At 74.8% G+C, this 16,393-nt stretch carries 12 protein-coding genes and 3 pseudogenes; 5 read left to right on the top strand and 10 right to left on the bottom strand.

The genetic code is table 11. The features are described 5' to 3' along the window. Nucleotides 1-285: 285 nt before the first annotated feature. The 4 genes and pseudogenes from ACF053_RS00935 to ACF053_RS00920 form a co-directional block, all read right to left on the bottom strand. A complete protein-coding gene (locus ACF053_RS00935; protein WP_391951799.1) occupies nt 286-1,512 on the bottom strand; it encodes a beta-ketoacyl-[acyl-carrier-protein] synthase family protein in 1,227 nt (408 codons plus the stop codon). Continuing rightward, nucleotides 1,509-1,781 (bottom strand): phosphopantetheine-binding protein, encoded by a 273-nt coding sequence (locus tag ACF053_RS00930; protein WP_391952611.1) that lies wholly within the window; start codon nt 1,779-1,781, stop codon nt 1,509-1,511. The genes ACF053_RS00935 and ACF053_RS00930 overlap by 4 nt, the downstream gene beginning before the upstream one ends. A gap of 113 nt (nt 1,782-1,894) precedes the next feature. Next, nucleotides 1,895-2,248, bottom strand: a complete 354-nt coding sequence (locus ACF053_RS00925) for a hypothetical protein (protein ID WP_391952610.1) — start codon at nt 2,246-2,248, stop codon at nt 1,895-1,897. 118 nt (nt 2,249-2,366) lie between these two features. After that, nucleotides 2,367-3,125 (bottom strand): annotated as a pseudogene (locus ACF053_RS00920) (aminotransferase class I/II-fold pyridoxal phosphate-dependent enzyme); the annotation flags it as partial. A gap of 205 nt (nt 3,126-3,330) precedes the next feature. On the opposite strand from ACF053_RS00920, the gene ACF053_RS00915 reads away from it, so the two are divergent. Together ACF053_RS00915 and ACF053_RS00910 are read left to right on the top strand one after the other, a co-directional pair. Further along, the gene (locus ACF053_RS00915; protein ID WP_391951798.1) at nt 3,331-3,918 is read left to right on the top strand and encodes a sterol desaturase family protein; all 588 of its coding nucleotides are present in this window, start codon (nt 3,331-3,333) and stop codon (nt 3,916-3,918) included. A 634-nt stretch (nt 3,919-4,552) separates the two neighbouring features. Then, nucleotides 4,553-4,750 (top strand): hypothetical protein, encoded by a 198-nt coding sequence (locus ACF053_RS00910; RefSeq protein WP_391951797.1) that lies wholly within the window; start codon nt 4,553-4,555, stop codon nt 4,748-4,750. Nucleotides 4,751-4,802: 52 nt separating this feature from the next. Here the strand turns inward: ACF053_RS00910 and ACF053_RS00905 are convergent, their stop codons facing one another. Further along, nucleotides 4,803-5,321, bottom strand: a complete 519-nt coding sequence (locus ACF053_RS00905; RefSeq protein ID WP_391951796.1) for a GNAT family N-acetyltransferase — start codon at nt 5,319-5,321, stop codon at nt 4,803-4,805. 862 nt (nt 5,322-6,183) lie between these two features. On the opposite strand from ACF053_RS00905, the gene ACF053_RS00900 reads away from it, so the two are divergent. Further along, nucleotides 6,184-6,573, top strand: coding sequence for a VOC family protein (locus ACF053_RS00900; protein WP_391951795.1), 390 nt, complete (start codon nt 6,184-6,186; stop codon nt 6,571-6,573). Nucleotides 6,574-6,824: 251 nt separating this feature from the next. Here ACF053_RS00900 and ACF053_RS00895 read toward each other — a convergent pair. Beyond that, a pseudogene (locus tag ACF053_RS00895) lies at nt 6,825-9,030 on the bottom strand (hypothetical protein). 331 nt (nt 9,031-9,361) lie between these two features. After that, nucleotides 9,362-10,621: a PP2C family protein-serine/threonine phosphatase gene (locus ACF053_RS00890; protein ID WP_391952609.1), complete on the bottom strand. Its 1,260-nt coding sequence runs from the start codon at nt 10,619-10,621 to the stop codon at nt 9,362-9,364. 544 nt (nt 10,622-11,165) lie between these two features. Here ACF053_RS00890 and ACF053_RS00885 point away from each other — a divergent pair. Both ACF053_RS00885 and ACF053_RS00880 read left to right on the top strand, forming a co-directional pair. Continuing rightward, nucleotides 11,166-11,677: pseudogene (locus tag ACF053_RS00885) on the top strand (hypothetical protein). Between the two features lie 130 nt (nt 11,678-11,807). Then, nucleotides 11,808-12,878: a hypothetical protein gene (locus ACF053_RS00880; protein ID WP_391951794.1), complete on the top strand. Its 1,071-nt coding sequence runs from the start codon at nt 11,808-11,810 to the stop codon at nt 12,876-12,878. A gap of 202 nt (nt 12,879-13,080) precedes the next feature. Here the strand turns inward: ACF053_RS00880 and ACF053_RS00875 are convergent, their stop codons facing one another. The 3 genes from ACF053_RS00875 to ACF053_RS00865 all read right to left on the bottom strand — a co-directional run bounded on the left by ACF053_RS00875 (nt 13,081) and on the right by ACF053_RS00865 (nt 16,279). Continuing rightward, entirely contained in the window at nt 13,081-14,322 is a 1,242-nt protein-coding gene (locus ACF053_RS00875) for a glycoside hydrolase family 64 protein (protein WP_391951793.1), read from the bottom strand. 178 nt (nt 14,323-14,500) lie between these two features. Next, on the bottom strand, nt 14,501-15,208 hold the full coding sequence (locus ACF053_RS00870) for a B3/B4 domain-containing protein (protein WP_391951792.1): 708 nt from the start codon (nt 15,206-15,208) through the stop codon (nt 14,501-14,503). Between the two features lie 234 nt (nt 15,209-15,442). Next, complete coding sequence (locus tag ACF053_RS00865) at nt 15,443-16,279, bottom strand: EamA family transporter (protein ID WP_391951791.1); 837 nt, start codon at nt 16,277-16,279, stop codon at nt 15,443-15,445. Nucleotides 16,280-16,393: the final 114 nt, after the last annotated feature.

Below are 16,393 nucleotides of genomic sequence, written 5' to 3'. Positions count from 1 at the left end.
CAGCCGGCCGTGGCCCGCGGCGTCCGGAGGGGCGGTGTCCTTGTCGGCCGCCGAGTCCGCGGCCGAGTCCGCGTCCGCGTCCGCCGCCGAGTCCGGGGGCGTGATCACTCGTGCGGGTGGTGGTCGGAGTCCGTTCCCCCACCTCCGCGCCGGGCGGCGGGCGTTGCCCCCTACCGTGCGGACGTGACGATGTCGACCACGTCCCCCCATGAGGCGGACCGGCCGCTCCTGCTCGTCCGTCTCCGCCGAGCCACCCGGGCGGTGCGGCGCCGCGCCCCCACGGGGTCACGGGACCCGCAGGACGAGGGCGGTGTTGGCTCCGCCGAACCCGTACGCGGGACTGAGCACGGTGCGCAACCGTGCGGGCCTGGGCACCTCGCGGACGACGTCGAGACCGACCGCGTCGTCCTGGTGGTCGAGGTTGACCGTGGGCGGGATGGCCTGGTGCCGCAGTGCCAGCAGCGCGCAGGCGACCTGGATGGCCGACGCCGCCCCCATCGCGTGTCCCAGGGAGCTCTTCAGTGCCGTGACCGGCGGGGGCGCGGCGTCGAAGACCTGCGTGAGGGCGCGGGCTTCGGCGAGGTCCCCGGCCGGGGTGGACGTCGCGTGGGCGGTGACGTGGTCGATGTCGGCGGGCGTCATGCGCGCGTCGGCCAGGGCCGTCCCGATCGCCTGTCCCAGGCCCCGTCCGTCCGGGTGGGGGTGCACGGGGTGGTACGCGTCGGCGGAGGCGCCGTATCCCGCGACGACGCCGTGGAGGGCGGCACCGCGGGCGCGGGCGTGGCCGGGGCGTTCGAGGACCAGGACGGCGGCTCCTTCACTCAGGACGAGACCGTCGCGGTCGCGGTCGAAGGGGCGGGAGGCCCCGGCCGGGTCGTGTCCGCGGGTGGACAGGGCCCCCAGGCGGGCGAAACTGATGGCACTGAGGGGGGAACGGCCGGACTCCGCGCCGCCCGCGAGTACGACGTCGCAGGTGCCGGAGCGGATGAGGTCACGGGCGATGCCGATGGCCTGCCCTCCGGAGGAACAGGCGCTGGAGACGGTGAAGTTGGGCCCGCGGCAGTCCAGGTGGGCCGCGACTTCCCCGGCCGCCATGCTCGGAACGCTCCGGGGCAGCGCGAACGGGGACACCAGGTGGTGTTCCGCGTTCCGGAGGTGCCGCAGGACGCGCCCGTACTCGAGGAGGCTGTTGGAGCCGACACCGAGGACGACACCGATCCGGGTGGGTTCGGCGGCTCCCGGTGTCAGGCCGGCGTCGACGGTGGCCTCCTGTGCGGCGGCCAGGGCGAAGTGGATGAAGGTGTCGGTGCGTCTGGCGGTGCGCCGCGGCAGGTGGTCGTCGGCGTCGAAGTCCCCGACCCGGCAGGAGAAGTCCACCGGGAGTCCGGCCAGCACCGGGTCACCGGCGACGGCGAACGACCGCCCCGAACACACGCCCCGCCAGGTCGCGTCGGCGCCGACGCCGGCCGGTGTGACCAGTCCGATCCCGGTGACGGCCACGTCACGGATCACGACGCGTCCAGGACGGACGGGACGGCGCCGGCGAGGCAGCCCCGCTCGGTCAGGCACCGCACGAAGTCGGCGATCGTCGTCGACGGCGTGAGGTTCCGGTCGTCCGCGAGGTGGACGCCGTGGCGCTCCGCCAGGACGACGGCGAGCTCGACGAGGAGGAGGGCGTCCATCTCGACGTCGAGCAGCGTGGTCTGCGGGCTGATCTCGTCCTCGCTCACTCCGGTGACGTCGGCGAGGATCGGGACGAGGCTGTCGTACGTGAGGGGCATGGGTGGTCTCCGGTTCGGGACGGCGTGGGCCGCGGGACGGGGGAGCGGCCGGGGGTGACGGGCGCCCCGTGACGCATCCGGGTGGTGGTGGCGGGGCGCGGGCGCCTGGCGCGTCAGGCGGGACACCGGGCCGGTCCCTCCACCTCTCCGGCCCTGCCGCCGGCCGGCAGCAGCTCGCCCGCCACCTCCACGATGCGGTCGACGTGTGCCTCCGTGTGGGCGGCCGTGACGGACAGCCGCAGCAGGGACTGGCCGGGCGGGACGGCCGGCGGCATGAACGGCGCGGTGAACACGCCGGCCTCCAGCAGTGCCCGCCAGGCACGCAGGCGCTGGTCGGCGTCGCCCGCCGGGAGCTGACGACGGGGCTCGCCCCAGTCCGGCCGGGCGTGTCCCCGTTCGGCCAGTCCGTCGTGCTGCCGGGTCGCCCGCCGCGCCAGGACGGCACGCCGCTCGGGCTCGTCGCGGATGATGCGCAGCGCGGCGAGCGCGGCGAGCGCGGCCGCGGCGGTGGGGGGGCGGGATGGATGCCGAGTACACGGTGGCGTGCGCGAACCTGCGACAGTGCTCGATCAGGTCGGTGCTCGCGGCGAGGAAGCCGCCGCCGGCACCGAAGGCCTTGGAGAAGGTCCCGGTCAGTACGTCGATGGTCCGCTCACAGCACAGGTGCTCACCGGCTCCCCGCCCCGAGCGGCCCACGACGCCGATGTCGTGCGCTCCGTCGACGACGAGCAGGGCCGCGTGCCGGGCGGCCAGTTCGGCGATCTCCGGCAGGACGGCCAGCTCCCCGCCGAGCGAGAACGCCCCCTCGGTCAGGACCACCGGCCGCAGCCCCTGCGCGGACGACTCCGCCAGCAACCGCTCCAGGTGGCGGGGGGCGTTGTGGCGGAACCGGCGGCTCCTGGCCGCTCCCAGCCGTACCGCGTCGACGAGGGAGGCGCGGTTGTGCCGGTCGGCGAGGACCGCGCGGTCCTCACCGAAGAGACCGGCCAGGGCGAGGTTGGCCTGGGACCCCGTCGTCGCCAGCAGTACCGCCGGGCGGCGCAGGAAGTCGGCCAGCTCCTCCTCCAGCTCCGCGTACACCGACCAGGTGCCGATCACCACGGGCGATCCCGAGCGGGAGGCGCCGAGCTCCAGGGCCGCGGCCGACGCCGCCTCACGGACGCGCGGGTCCGCCGCCAGCCCCAGGTAGTCACGGGCGGCCGCGTTGATGGCCCGCACCCCCTCGACGTCGACCTCGCCCGGGGCCGGGCGCCCCGTGATCCGGCGGAAGAAGGGGTAACGGCTCTCTTCCCGAGCCTGGTTGAGGCCCAGCCACGTGGCCGCCGCTCCGCTGACGTCTGACATCGTCTTCCTGCCCGTCACCTGGTGGCCCCGATCGATAGCGCAGAGTATCCGTTCCGGCGCGCTACGTTATCTTCGGTGGTGGGCTGGGTGACGCCCGCGTCGCTGACGCGCCGCCGCCGTTCGAGAAGGGGACACCCTGGCACTCGACCACGCCCGCGGCGCGGACGCGCCGCGCGCCTCGCCTCCGTCGTTCACGTCCGCCCGCGTGGACCGCCTGACCCGGACCCATCCGGCCGTTCCCGCCCTGCTCCACGGGCCGGTGGCGCTGATTCTGGCCACTGCCGGCGTCGTGACGGGAGGATGGCTCGCCGGCGCCGTGTTCATGCTTTCGGGGTACCTCGTATGGACCCTCACCGAGTACTGGCTTCACCGCATCGTGTTCCATTACGTCCCGCCCGGCCGCTGGGAGCAGCGGCTGCACCGGACGGTCCACGGCGTGCACCACGAGCACCCGAACGACGCCCTGCGTCTCGTCTTCCCGCCCGTCGTCAGCCTCCCCGCCGCCGTGGCGGTCGTCCTGGGCTTCCAGGCTCTCCTGGTAGCGCACCGCGGCTACGCCGCGGCGTCCGGCTTCCTCGTCGGGTACGTCGTCTACGACACGCTCCACCACCACCTGCACCACCGGCGGCCCACGACCCGCCTCGGCCGCCACCTGCGACGCCGTCACATGCAGCACCACTTCCGCGACGACAGCGTCGGGTTCGGCGTGAGCTGTCCCTACTGGGACCTCGTCTTCGGAACGGCGCACAGCAAGCGCGGCAACACCGTCCCCGCCACCCGCTCGGCCACATGAGCAGCACGGTGCGCGTGCCGGCCCGGCCCGCCGGGCGACCCCCCCGCCGGGCCGACGCCCACGGGGCCGACCCCTGCCGGGCCGGTACGCGCACCGTCCCGGACGGACACCCGGAGGCCGCCTCGGCTGCGCCCGGTCGAGAAGGTCACCCCCGGCTGCCTCGCGCCGGCCGGGCCGGCGGTCACCCTCGGCCGCCACCACGTGCCCGGCGCGGCGCCGATCCTGTGCCTCCAAGCGGTCCTCGCGCCTTCGTCACGGGCTGCGCGTACGCCCCGGGCCGCTTCCCCTCGCGCGTCCTCGCCTGGTTGCGGACCCTCCACCCGCTGGCCTGCGGGCCGCTGCTGTTCCACGCGTCCGGGCCGCAGTCCCTCGCACTACGTCCTCGCGAGGTGCACGGCGAGCTACCTGTGCTGCCTCGGTTTCCTGCTGCTGCCGCTCGTCGGCCCGGTGGTGACCCTGCACGGCGCGTTCACCCCCGAGCACCTCCAGGGCTGCGTGGCCCATCCCCTCCAGGCCCGGAGGGTGGCGGCGACGGACCCGCCCGGCACCTGCTTCCCTCCTCCCCCGTGGCGGGGGCCTGGGCCGCGGCGCTCGCGGTGCGCGCGTCGGCCGCCCCGGCGTGGGCCAAACGCGCATGGCCGCGGTCACCGGTCTGCTCACCGTGGCGGTGGTGTACTGCCGCTACCACTACGTCCTCGACGCGGGGGCCCGGGTGGTGACCGCAGTCCTGGCCGTGGCGCCCGCCCGGTACCTCACGGGCCGTGACGAAGCTGCCCGTGACGTGTCCGGGGACCGGGCGCCCCGGCGGATCCCGCTGATGAGGACGGGCTGAGGGCGGCCGGGGACGCGGGGACGCTGCGACTGTCCGCTCCCACCGTCGGCGGTCACCCCGGCGTGCGGACACGCGGTGGGGCGACGTACGAGAGCAGCCGCGCGGCGCGGCCGTCGGCCGTGGTCCAGTCGCCCACCGTACTGCCGACGCGGGACCACCCGGTGCGTTCGTACAGCTCGATGGCGGAGGTGGCGCCGGCTTCGACCTCCAGAACGGGCGTGAGCCGCTGCGCCACGGCCACCTCCGCCGCCTCTTCCAGCAGCCGCGCGGCCACCCCGCGCCGGCGGGCACGGGTACCGACGAAGAGCCGCGCGACGGCCACCAGACGTCGGGCGGGCAACCCCACGGATGCCGCCAGCGCCTCCGTGGGGCGGGTGAGGGCCATGTGTCCCAGGACGCCCGTGCCGTCCACGGCCACCCACGCTCCGACCAGGCTCGGGGGCGTCAGCCACCCCTCGGGGTCCGCGGGCCAGTCGACCGGATACCGGTCGGCCGCGTGGACGGTGGCGAGGGCCTCGACGCAGCCCGGTATGTGGTCGTCGGTGCGGGGACGGACCGTCAGTTCGCTCATTCCCGGATCTTGGCACGCCGACGGAATGGCGGGCCTCCCGTCCCGCCGGGGCCGGGCCGCGCGGCCGTCAGCCGTAGCTGCGTCGGCAGAGGGCCACGATCGCCGGGTCGACGGTTCCGTGGGCCGCCGTGCACAACTCACGCATCGGGACGCTGCTGCGGGGCTCGGGCCGGCTTCGGCCCACCGGGCCCCGCGGGGCGGCCGGCCGTGCCGCGGCGGGCCGCGGAGGGGGCGCGGCGTGCCGCGGCCCCGGTACGTCCGCCCGCGGGGGCCGCGGTTGCTGGACGCGGCCCGGCGGAGGGGTGGGCTCGTCGGCCCGGCCGACCTTCGGACGGGGGAGGGGCGAGGGGGTCCGGCCGGCGCCGGCGAGCTCCTCGCGCGCGGCGGCCGGAGCCGGAGCGGGGACCGGCGGCATGGGCGCGGGGGACCCGTCGGTGACGGGTACCTCCGCGAGAACCGGCGGGGGTGCGGGGTGGTCGGCCTGGACCGAGGTGCAGCCCGCGAGCGTGAGCGTGGCCGCGGCCAGAGTCGTGGCGACCCGATAGGCGTGCATACGGCCAGAATGCCCGACCGTGGTGGCGGTACGGGCGCGCGGCACGCGCGGGCAACCGTCACGAGTGACCCGCCGGACCCCGCGTCCGCCCGGACCCGCCGAACGGCGTGCACACGTCCTGTCCCGGCGATGTCCGACGGGCTTCCTGCCGAGGGGGACACCGTTGGTTCCCGCCGCCGGGTTCCGGCCGCAGCACCGGTCATCACGCCGGTCAGCGGGTCGACGGCAATCGGACGGCCCGTCACCAGGGTGACGCGGTGCGGGTGGTGACGACGCCGAGCGGCCCGTGTGGCCTGAGAGGATCAGGGCATGACGGACGCGCCCCTGCACATCCACACCCTCGTCGTCGATGCCACTGACCCCGAGCGGCTTGCCGCGTTCTGGTCCGGGCTGCTCGGCAGGCCGGTCGTAGGACGCGTGGGGCCCTATGTGTGGCTGCGGCGCGAGAAGGGTGTGGGCCTGGGTTTCCAGCGCACCGACGAGCCCAAATCGGTCAAGAACCGTATGCACTTCGACATCACCTCACCCGATCCGCCCGCGGAGCAACAGCGTGTCGAAGCGCTCGGCGGGCGCCGGCTCGACGAGTACGCCGGCGGCGGGTTCCTGGTGATGGCCGACCCCGAGGGCAATGAGTTCTGCATCATCCCCGAAGGCCCCTTCGAACTCGACGACGAGGGGCGCGCGGACTACCTCGGCTGACCGGCGTCCCCGCCTGGCCCCGAGGGGCCGTCGGCGCATGCTCGTACGGGTGTGGCCACCGTCGCTCCGCCCGTCGTGGGCCCGATGCCGCGGACGGGGCCAGCGACCGGCCGGGCCGGGAGACGACGCGGCCCTCCGGCACCGTTCGGTGCGGAGGGCCGAAGTCGAGGGCGAGGAAAGCGGAGGGGCTGGTTCATGAGCGCTGTGAGGAGGAAGCCCCTTCATGGCCTCGCCGGCGCCCACGGTAACAGTCAGTCCGGGATCACGTCGCGGAGATTTCCCGGGGTGATGACCCGGGACCCGGGGTGCAACCCCTCCGGCCGTTCGAGGCCGACGTAGGTGACGGGTCCGTCCGGGACGGTCGTCCCGTCCCAGCGGATCACGGTCGTGCCACGCTCGGCCAACAGCCCGGTGAGGTAACCGACCGTCAGGTAGTCGCGCTCGACGATGCCGCGCAGCAGCGTCGCCACCGACGCCTTGTTCCCCTCGACCCGGTTGGCCTCCGGCTGGCCGTTGAGGTACAGGTGCAGCCACTTCGCCCGCCACCGGCCGTCGGGTCCCCGCAGGAACACGAGCGGCAGCGCGACGCGGCCGGTCCCGCGCAGCTCCGACTTCATCCGCACCGTGCGCGGCTCGAACGGGCGGCCCGCCTGCTCGGTGTCCCGCAGCATGAACCCGAAGAACGACTCCGCGGCCTCCTCGAACCCCTCACCCGCGAAGATGTTCACCTGGGGGACGACGAACGCGCCGCGCACGGCGCCCAGACGCAGGTTGACGAACTCCGAGGCACCGTCGGGCGCGTCCGTGATGTCCCCGGAGTGTTCGCCCTCCACCTCGGTGAGCGTGGTGTAGGACAGCCAGCCGACGCTCCCGTAGTCGGCGTCCAGCATCAGTGCCGACAGGTCGTAGTCGGTGCGGCGTTCCGTCTGCCTCCAGTACGTGAAGAAGCGCAGCAGCTCGCCGTCGACGGGGGAGAGGGAGCCCCGGGGCAGGACGCCCAGGCCGGACGTGGTGGCCTTGCCGCTGAGGGGGAGGGCCACGTCGAGCACGTCGGGGTCGACGAGCAGCCGGTCCACGGCCGGGAGCCGGCGGCGCAGCTCGTCGTCGAGCGCGGCGGTCAAGCGCTCGCGCTCCGCCGGCGGTACGGGCGGGCGGGCGTCGTCGGTGACCCGGGCACGACCCGACCGCCCCACGAAGACCCGGCGCTCCCCGGTCGCCCCGGCGCGGTTGTGCAGGTGTTCCCGCACCGACAACACCACCCGGCCCGACACCCGGCCCACGACCTCCTCGGCCGCGGCCACCACAGCGTCACGCTCCTCCTGGGTGGCGGCCACGCGCAGCAGCCGGTCCACGGACCGGAACAACCGGCCCGGCGCGGCCTTCAGCAGCCGTACCGCCCCCGCGACGTCGTCCGCGCCGAGCAGTTCCTCGACCCGGCTGTCGAAGGACCGCGCCTCCTTCTCGCCGCGCGCGACGGCGAACACGTCGGCGGCGTGCGGCCAGTGGGGGTACTCGTGCGGGTGCAGGCGCTCCCCGAGACGCTTGAAGGGCTCCCGGTGCGCCGTGACGTCGGCGAGCTTGTCGGGGGAAGCCGCGACGACCGCGTCCAGACCCGCGAGCAGCGCGCGGCGCACGGGCCGCGACAGCGCGCGGAACCGGGTCGGCTCCCGCAGCGTCACGTCACCGTCCGACAGTGCGCAGGCCAGGCGGAGGACGTCGGTGACCGTGTCCAGGAGCGGTTCCGCGCCGACCGCCAGCCGGGCCCGGTTGACGAGCGCGCGGTTCTCGCGGACGGGTATCGCCGCCGGTTGGGGCCCGTCCGCGCAGTGCCCGGCGAGGAGCCGCAGGTCGCGCAGGGCGTCCTCGCCGAGCGGGATGCTGCTGCCGGCCAGCGCGAGGTACAGCGCGGTGACCTCGTCCTCCAGGACCGCCCGGGTGCAGCACCGTCATGCGGTCACCCAGGGCGGGGGTCAACTCGTCGTGCGCGGCGAGCACCTCGGCGTACGTGTGGCGGTAACGTCCGTACGAGGGCAGGGTGAGCAGGTCCACCACGCCCGCGCTCAGCCGGGCGAGGGTGCTGTCGCGCACGCGGTCGTCGGTGAGGGCCTCGGCGATGCAGCCCAACCAGAAGTCGAGGGTGTCGGGGACGTTGGCCGGGAAGTCCACGAAGTAGACGTTGTGCTCGACGTGGTCGCCGACCATCTGACGTACCGTGCGCAGGGTACGGACGGCGGTGTCGAGGACCGCCCCCTCGGACAGTCCGGACACGTGCTCCAGGAGCCGCGCGGACAGTTTGAAGCCCACCGACATCAGCGCGGTGTCGAACTGCCGTGCCGCGACGGCACCCTGACCCCCAGGGTCCGCGGCCGCGGCGGACACGGCGCGTCCGACGGCCTCCGCGGGGAGGGGGACGCGGTGGGTGTGCCGTACGACCAGCTGTTCGAGGGTGTCACGCATTGCCGCATGCTCGCAGACGCCCATGACCGGCTGCACCGAATTTCGGGCGCACGCCCGAGTGCGGTCCTGCGCCCGAGTGCCACCTGCGTCCGAGCGCGGTCCTGCGCCGGGGCGGCGCCGCGCTCGGACGGCCCCGCGCCCCCCGGTCGGCCCCTCGTCACCGGAGAAGGCCCCGAACGGCCGGCGTCGCCGGCTCCGTCCACCGCGCGGGCAGGCGCCGCGCCACCGTCCGGGCGGGCCCGACCGCCCCCGGCAGGTGCCACCGTCCGGGCAGGCGCCGCGCCACCGCGCGGCCGGGGGGCGCTCCCCTCGTGGGGGAGGAAGGCAGATGTCAGAGGGGCTGCCGCGGGCGGCCTGCCGACGCCTGCCCGGTGTCCGCGCCGGAACTGACGTGGCGCTGGGTCTCCTGCGGGCCGTGCCAGTCCAGGCACATCACGGTGGCGTCGTCCTCCAGCCGGCCGCCGGCGGCGTCCCGGACGGCGGACGTCAGCGTCAGCGCGGTCTCCCTCGGGTGCAGGTGCCGGGTGCGTTCCAGCAGGTCGAGCAGGTCGACCTGCTCGCCGTGGCGTTCGAGCATGCCGTCGGTGATCATGAGCAGTCGGTCGCCTGGGCGCAGGTCGACGTCCTGCACGCGGTAGTGGTGGGGCGCGACCACGGACAGTCCGAACGGGCGGTCCACCTCGCAGGCGATCACCACCGCGGTGTCCCCGCGCAGACGCAGGGGCCAGGGGTGACCGGCGTTGACGAGCCCGGCGCGCCCGGTCGGGAGATGGATGCGCAGCAGTTGCCCGGTGGCGTGGCCGTGGCCGTGCTCGGACAGGGCCCGGTCGGCCAGGTCGGCCTGCTCGATCAGGTCGGCTCCGGCGCGGCGGGCCCCCCGGAGGGCGCCGACCAGCACCGTGGCGGCCAGGGCGGCGCGGATGTCGTGACCCATGGGGTCGGTGATCGACACGTGCAGGGTGTCGCGGTCCAGGGTGTAGTCGAAGGTGTCGCCGCTGAGGTTCTCGGAGGGCTCCAGGTTCCCGCAGAGGGTGAACTGCGCCGCCTCGCAGGACAGTGACGGCGGCAGCAGCTGGTACTGGATCTCCGCTGCGAGGCTGGGGGGCTTGGAGCGTTTGCCCCAGGTGTAGAGGTCGGTGAAGCGCCCGTTGGCGATCACGATGTAGGCGAGGGCGTGCGCGGCCTCCCCGACTGCGGCGAGGACGTCCTGATCGGGGTCGGCCGGCAGGAACAGCTCCAGCAGTCCGATCGCGTCCCCCCTGTTGGTGACCGGCACGATCACCCGCTGCCCTCGGCCGGTCGACTCCCAGTACAGCCGCTGGGTACGGATGACCTGCTCGTAGACGGTGCCGAACAGGGGGATCCGCTCCGCTTCCCGCCCACTCCCTCCTGCCCCGGCGGTGGACAGCCGTGCCACCGCCTTCCCGGTGAGGTCCACGATGAGGAAGGAGGTCTCCGTGGCCTGGAAACGCCGCCGCAGGTCCTCCGCGATCACGTCGATGGCGTCCGCCGGCGCTGCCGTTTCCGCCGCCGTCAGCAGACGGGGTAGTTCGCTCTGCCCACCAGTCACGGCCTTCGGTCCTTCCACCATGCCCCCTGCCAGGTTGGGAAGCGCTTCGAGGAGCGTCGATTCGCGGTCAGCCACGTCACGTGAGGGGCGAGCGGTACGTCGGGGCGGCATCTCGTGCCATCCGCGTCGCACCGTGGTGGCGCCGGTGGCGGCCCCTTGCCGCCGAGGGCCCCGGCGCGCTGAGGACCGATTCGTCCGGGGCGGTGAGGACCGGGATCCCGGGCCCGGGTACGGCGATGTGCTGCTCGTCGGTGCGCATGTCTCCGAGGACGACACCGGCGCGGGCCCCGGTTCGCCGGCGGCCGCAGGACCGCCCGGACGAGTGAACGCCGTCACCGCGCCACCAGCCGACGAGAGGCCCCTGGCGTCCCTTCTGCGGTCGCGCGCTGGTGACCGGCGTGCCCGAGGCACCCCTGGCGTACCACGGGGTGCTCCGGCACCATCTGTCTGCCCCGCCTGCTCGCGCACCGCCCGTCCCGGTGTCGGCACCCGCACCAGCACCCGCACCGCTCGTCCCGGTATCGCACCGGCACCCGCACCGCACCCGCGTCCGCAAGAGGTACCCATGCGGCTCCGCTCCGTGCTCACCGCCCTCGCCCTGATCCTCGGGGCGGTATTCCCCCGGGCTCCGGGCTCGTCGGCGGCGCGACCGACGCCCACGCCGTCACCGAGATCAGTCACGCCACTGCGACCTCGATGTTCCGCTCGTCCGGCATCACGTGGTCGTCGTCCGGCGGTTGCTCCGACCGCAACAAGCCCACCTGTACGTCGTTCGAACAGCTCAACCTGGCCACCGCCAAGGGCGCCCAGACCCTGAGGAGCGCCAGCGGCTGCGCCCTCAACGTCACCGGCGCCACCGAGACCGGCCACGCCGGCGGGACCTACTCGCACGGGAACGGCTACAAGCTCGACTACAGCAAGTACACCTGCGTCGGGAACCACATCAAGAACGCGTTCACCTACCTCGGCACCCGCCCGGGCGACGGCGCACCCCAGTGGAGGTCCGGCTCCGGCAACGTCTACGCCGACGAGGGCAATCACTGGGACGTGACCTACCACAACTGCGGCGGGTGCTGACGAGCACGCCGTCCCATCCGGGTCCGCGAAAAAGGGACTGACAGATCGTCGTCGCCCTGCTTACGATGCCCGCGATGACCAACCTCTTCTCATACGGATGGGAGGAATCGTACGAGCAAGGTGAGTGCTGATGGCACATCACCCCGCGATCGCGATTCCGACCCCGCGTCTGCTCATGTGGCAGCGCGTGCGCCAGTACGCCGAGCCACCGTCCATGATCGAGACCGCCACCGCACGGCGTGCGGCCGGCGACTGGGCGGGGGCCTGCGCCGCCGCCCGCATCGACGTCGACCTCGACGTGCGCGCCGTGCGCGACCGCCACGGCACCGACCTCGCCACCCGTCTCCGCGCGGACCTGCGCCGGCTGGCGCCGGACCTGCTGCGCTGGCACATGCCCCGGATCGCCCCCGACGGGCGGCTGCGGCCCGGTCTCACCCTCTCCCTGGCCCGATACCGCGGCTCCGGCACCCTGACGCCGCAGCTGGTGGTGCGGACCCCGCCCGCCCGGGCGGACGCCGGACAGCGGATGTCCCTCGCCCTGTGGGACGGGCCCGGGGACCGCGCCGCCCCCGGGAACCACCCGCACCCGCACCCCGACCGGCGCTTCCGGCTCGACCTGCACCCGCACCTCTGGGACGCCGGGCGCAGCGGCGAACTCGCCCGGCGGTGCGGTGCGGTCGGAGCACCGTACGGGGCGCCACCCGACCGGCCCGCCGGCCACGGCGACCCGTGGGCGGTGGCACGGTGGGCCGCCGAGGCGGAGCACCTGCTACGGGCGGAAGGCCGCTCCCGGGGGGGGGCCTTCAGCGTGCGGCTCGGCGCGCGGAACCACGCCGTGCTCGAACTCGTCGCCCCCGACGACAACCACGTCCCGACGTGCCGGCCGCCGTCCGGGGCGCTGTCGCGGCAGCGGGCCGCGGCGCTCCCGGTGCTCCCGGAAGTGGCGGCCCGGGTCCTTCCGGACCTGGAGCTGCTGCGGGCCGGGCTGGTCGCGCCCGAGCGGTTGCACCCGCTCGTCGCCGCGGCGTTGGCACCGGCCTACCGCTCGGCACGGGTGGCCGGTACCGCCCCCGAGCCGCGGCGTTGGCACCGGCCTACCGCTCGGCACGGGTGGCCGGTACCGCCCCCGAGCCCGCCGACCCCCACCGGGTCCAGTGCCGGGGCGAGATCCACCGGATCGCCCTGTGGGACGGGGTGCTGACGGCCGTCGACCACGACCCTCTTCCGCCGCCCGCCGGGCCGGGACGAGGAGGAGGGCCCCGCCTACGTGCCGGGCACCCCGCCGCCCTGGGCCCGTGTCGTCACCATCGGCTGAGACCGCGGCGCGGCGCGACCCCACGACCGCGGGGCGGTACGCCCCCACGACCGGCCGCGGCGGTACCGGTCCGGCGGGCACCGCCCGGTCACGACCCGACCGACACCGTGAAGCGGCGCGGGTTGCCGTCGTGCGCGGCACCGGAGACGTCCGGCCGGCCGTCCGGACGGACGTCGTCGTAGGGGAAGGCGTAGCCGATCGGCGTGTTCGCGTGGACGACCCGCGCGTAGTGGTTGGTCGACGGGTCGCGGTAGTAGTCCGAGGGGGCCGGGCCGTTCGGCTGGTCGGCGTGGGTGAGCAGGGTTGTCCGGTTGAAGCCGGCGGCGAGGCGGGCGAGGAGCGCCTTGCGGTCGTCGGAGTCGCCGGGGTTGTTGGTGAACGGGCCGTGGTTGCAGGTGAAGACGTCCCTGGACGTGGGGCGGGTGAAACCGTGGCCACCGGTGAAGGTGAGGACGTCCCCGTGCACCCGGCCCACCCGGACGCCGCGCCCACCCTGGAGGTCGATGCGCAGGTCGGTGGTGCGGTACTTCTGCCACACGCGGTCGATGTAGCCGGTGAGGGCGTCGCGGAACGGCATCTGGGCGGGGCGGTCGAAGTACGGCGCCATGAGGTTCTGCGGGGAGATCACCCGGAGGACCGAGCCGTCGGAGGCGCGGATGACCAGCTTGTCCCACGGCTGGCCGTCCCGCGCCGCCTGGGCGACGAGCCCGTCCGCGATCCGCTGGAGGGCGCCGGCCGGGAGCGGGGCGACGGTGTGCGTGGCGTCGCCGGTGAGGGTCAGACCGATGGGGAGGGCGGTCACCAGGTCGACGTAGCTGAGGTTGGCGTACAGCTGCTGCGGGTTGAACGTGAACTCGGCGAAGGACCAGACGCGGCCGTGGTTGGGGTCGGCGGGCGTGGCGAAGGCGGGCTCGACGAGGGCGGGCCCGGGGTTGAGGAAGAAGTCGAGCCGGTCGTCACGGACGAAGTACACCCGCGCGCCGTACATCTGGGGCAGCGTCAGGACGACCGGGCCGGCGCCCGCCGGACGGAGGGGTATCGCGCAGTCGACGGGCAGGGGCGTGAGCGGGGCGGCGGGGGACTCGGGACGGTAGACGCCGCCGCCCGGGCGGAGCAGCACCCAGCGGCCGGTGCCCTGCTCGCGGCCGGTCACGTAGGCGCGGACCGTTCCCGGCAGGGAGCGGTTTTCCAGGGCGAGTTCGCAGGTCGCCGGTGCGGCGAAGGCCGTCGCGCCGCCTCCCGGACCGAGGGCGAGAGCCGTGGCGGTGGCCGCGGTCGCGGTGAGCAGGGTGCGGCGGGAGAGCGAGCGGGAGGACGTGGGGGACGCCATGCGTGCACTCCTGGGGGGTGGGGTGGTGGGTGCCGCTCACTTTCGTGGCGGTCGGAAAGGGCGTCAAGAGAGGTGACTGAGAGCGCTCTCAGATTCGCCATTCCTTCACGACGTGGCGCCGGAGAGGCTGGGGGATGTCGTCGCTTCCGCCGGCACGGGGCCCGCGGTGGCCCCGGGCTCAGAGGCCGGCCTCCGGGTGGGCGGGGGCGAGGTAGTGCACCGTGGTGCGTGCGGCGTGCGGGTCGAGCAGGCGCCGCAGCTCGTCGGCGGCGCTCTCGAGCAGGTGCCGGTCGTGGGTGGCGCGGAGGGTTTCGAGGGCGAAGACCACGTGGGTGGAGTCCTCGGTGACGCGGGTGCGGTGGGCGTCACGGTGGTTCCAGTGGCGGGTGAGGACGCCGGTGGCGTCCGCGTAGACGATCTCGCCGGGCTTGGGGTTCTCGACGGTGTCGGGCTCACCGAGCGGGGTGAACTCCTCGCCTCCGTCCGCGTGCCGGATGTCGACGTCTCCGGTGACGCGGTCGAGGTCGAAGGCGCCGGCGGGCAGGCCGTGGCCGACGGAGACGGCGTTGTACGAGTCGACGGCCGGATTGATGCGCGGCAGGACGCCCTTCTTGGCCAGACGCCGGCCGAGGGCGTCGACGCTGGGGCGGACGCGGCGCGGGTTGGTGCCGAACGAGCGGTAGGCGGCGTGCCACGCCTCGATGCGGGGGTCGCTCTCGTCGGCGGGTCGCCAGGTGCCGTCGGCGAGCTGCTGCTCCAGGCCCTCCAGGGCGACGGCCGTGTCGGGCCAGGGCTCGCGGCCGCGCAGGCCGGCGGCGGTGACCAGGGCGACGAGGGTGCCGGGGAAGGCGTCGGCGACGGCGGGGGTGAGGCGGAAGGTGGTCACGGGCGGGTCCGTTCGCGGGTAGGGGCGGGTGGCGCGCAGGGGTGGGGCGGGTGGGCGGGGCGGGTGGTCGGGACGCGGGGGCCGGCCGGGAGGCCGGGGCCGGCGGTCGGGACGGCCGGCCGGAGCCCGGCGGGGGGGGAGTGGAGCGGACGGCCGGGGCCTCCCCCGGCCGACGAGGTCCGGGGGCCGTCGCCGGCGCCGCCGGCGCGCGGGTGGACAGGGGGGAGGGGGCGGTCAGGCCAGGGCGAGGAGGCTGACGGCGACGGCGGCGGCGCCCAGTCCGACGAGCTGGCCGCGGTGGACGCGCTCGGCGAGCACGCCACGGGCGAGCAGGACGGTGCCGGCCGGGTAGAGGGCGGTGATCACGGCGACGACGGCGAGGTCGCCGCTGCGGGCGGCCAGCAGGAACAGCAGGTTCGCCACCGAGTCCAGCACGCCCGCGGCCGCCGACATGGCGTACGCCGGCTTCTCCGGGCCGAGCCTGCGGTACAGCAGCCCGGCGGCGGCGAGGGTGACCGCCGAGGAGACGGCCCGGCCCACGATCAGCGGGGCCACGCCGCTGTCGGACGGAGCCTGGTGCAGGCAGACGAGCTGCAGGGCGATGGCGGCTCCCGCGCCCAGGGCCAGCAGGAGCGCCGTACGCGAGGGGCGTACCGAACCGGCACCGTGACCGGCACTGACCAGGACGACCGCGGCCAGGGCGAGCGGCAGTCCGATCAGCCCGGCCGCGCCCAGGTGCTCGCCCTGCACCAGTCCCACGCCCACGGGCAGCATGGCGGACACCAGGGCGGTGACGGGCGACAGCACGTTCATGGGGCCGATCGCCAGGGTCCGGTAGAGCAGCGCGAACGCGGCGGCCGACGCGACCCCGGACGCGGCACCCCAGGCGAGGGTGTCGGCGCTGAACGACGCCCCGAGGAACGGCCACAACAGCAGCTCGACCACGAGCGAGGCCGGCGCCGCGATCATCACGGTCCGCAGCACGTGGGCCTTGCGGGCGCCGAGGCCACCGAGGAAGTCGGCACAGCCGTAGGCGAGGGAGCTGCCCAGGGCCAGCAGCAGAGCGATCACGGTACGTCCATCCCTTACTATTCAACCGAACGACCAGACCGTACAGTGAACCGACCGGTGTATGTCAACCAAACGACCGGATGGTGCATCGGAGTGGTCCACTCGCGAGGAGGG

Source organism: Streptomyces kanasensis (assembly GCF_043077165.1).
In the GTDB taxonomy this organism is placed as follows: domain Bacteria; phylum Actinomycetota; class Actinomycetes; order Streptomycetales; family Streptomycetaceae; genus Streptomyces; species Streptomyces changanensis.
This window is presented reverse-complemented; position numbering and strand designations above follow the sequence as displayed.

Excerpts from the sequence above, each read along its gene's own strand:
- ACF053_RS00930 (WP_391952611.1), bottom strand. The coding sequence starts at position 1,781 with ATGCCCCTCACGTACGACAGCCTCGTCCCGATCCTCGCCGACGTCACC.
- ACF053_RS00910 (WP_391951797.1), top strand. The coding sequence starts at position 4,553 with ATGGCCGCGGTCACCGGTCTGCTCACCGTGGCGGTGGTGTACTGCCGC.
- ACF053_RS00905 (WP_391951796.1), bottom strand. The coding sequence starts at position 5,321 with ATGAGCGAACTGACGGTCCGTCCCCGCACCGACGACCACATACCGGGC.
- ACF053_RS00900 (WP_391951795.1), top strand. The coding sequence starts at position 6,184 with ATGACGGACGCGCCCCTGCACATCCACACCCTCGTCGTCGATGCCACT.
- ACF053_RS00890 (WP_391952609.1), bottom strand. The coding sequence starts at position 10,621 with ATGGTGGAAGGACCGAAGGCCGTGACTGGTGGGCAGAGCGAACTACCC.
- ACF053_RS00880 (WP_391951794.1), top strand. The coding sequence starts at position 11,808 with ATGGCACATCACCCCGCGATCGCGATTCCGACCCCGCGTCTGCTCATG.
- ACF053_RS00875 (WP_391951793.1), bottom strand. The coding sequence starts at position 14,322 with ATGGCGTCCCCCACGTCCTCCCGCTCGCTCTCCCGCCGCACCCTGCTC.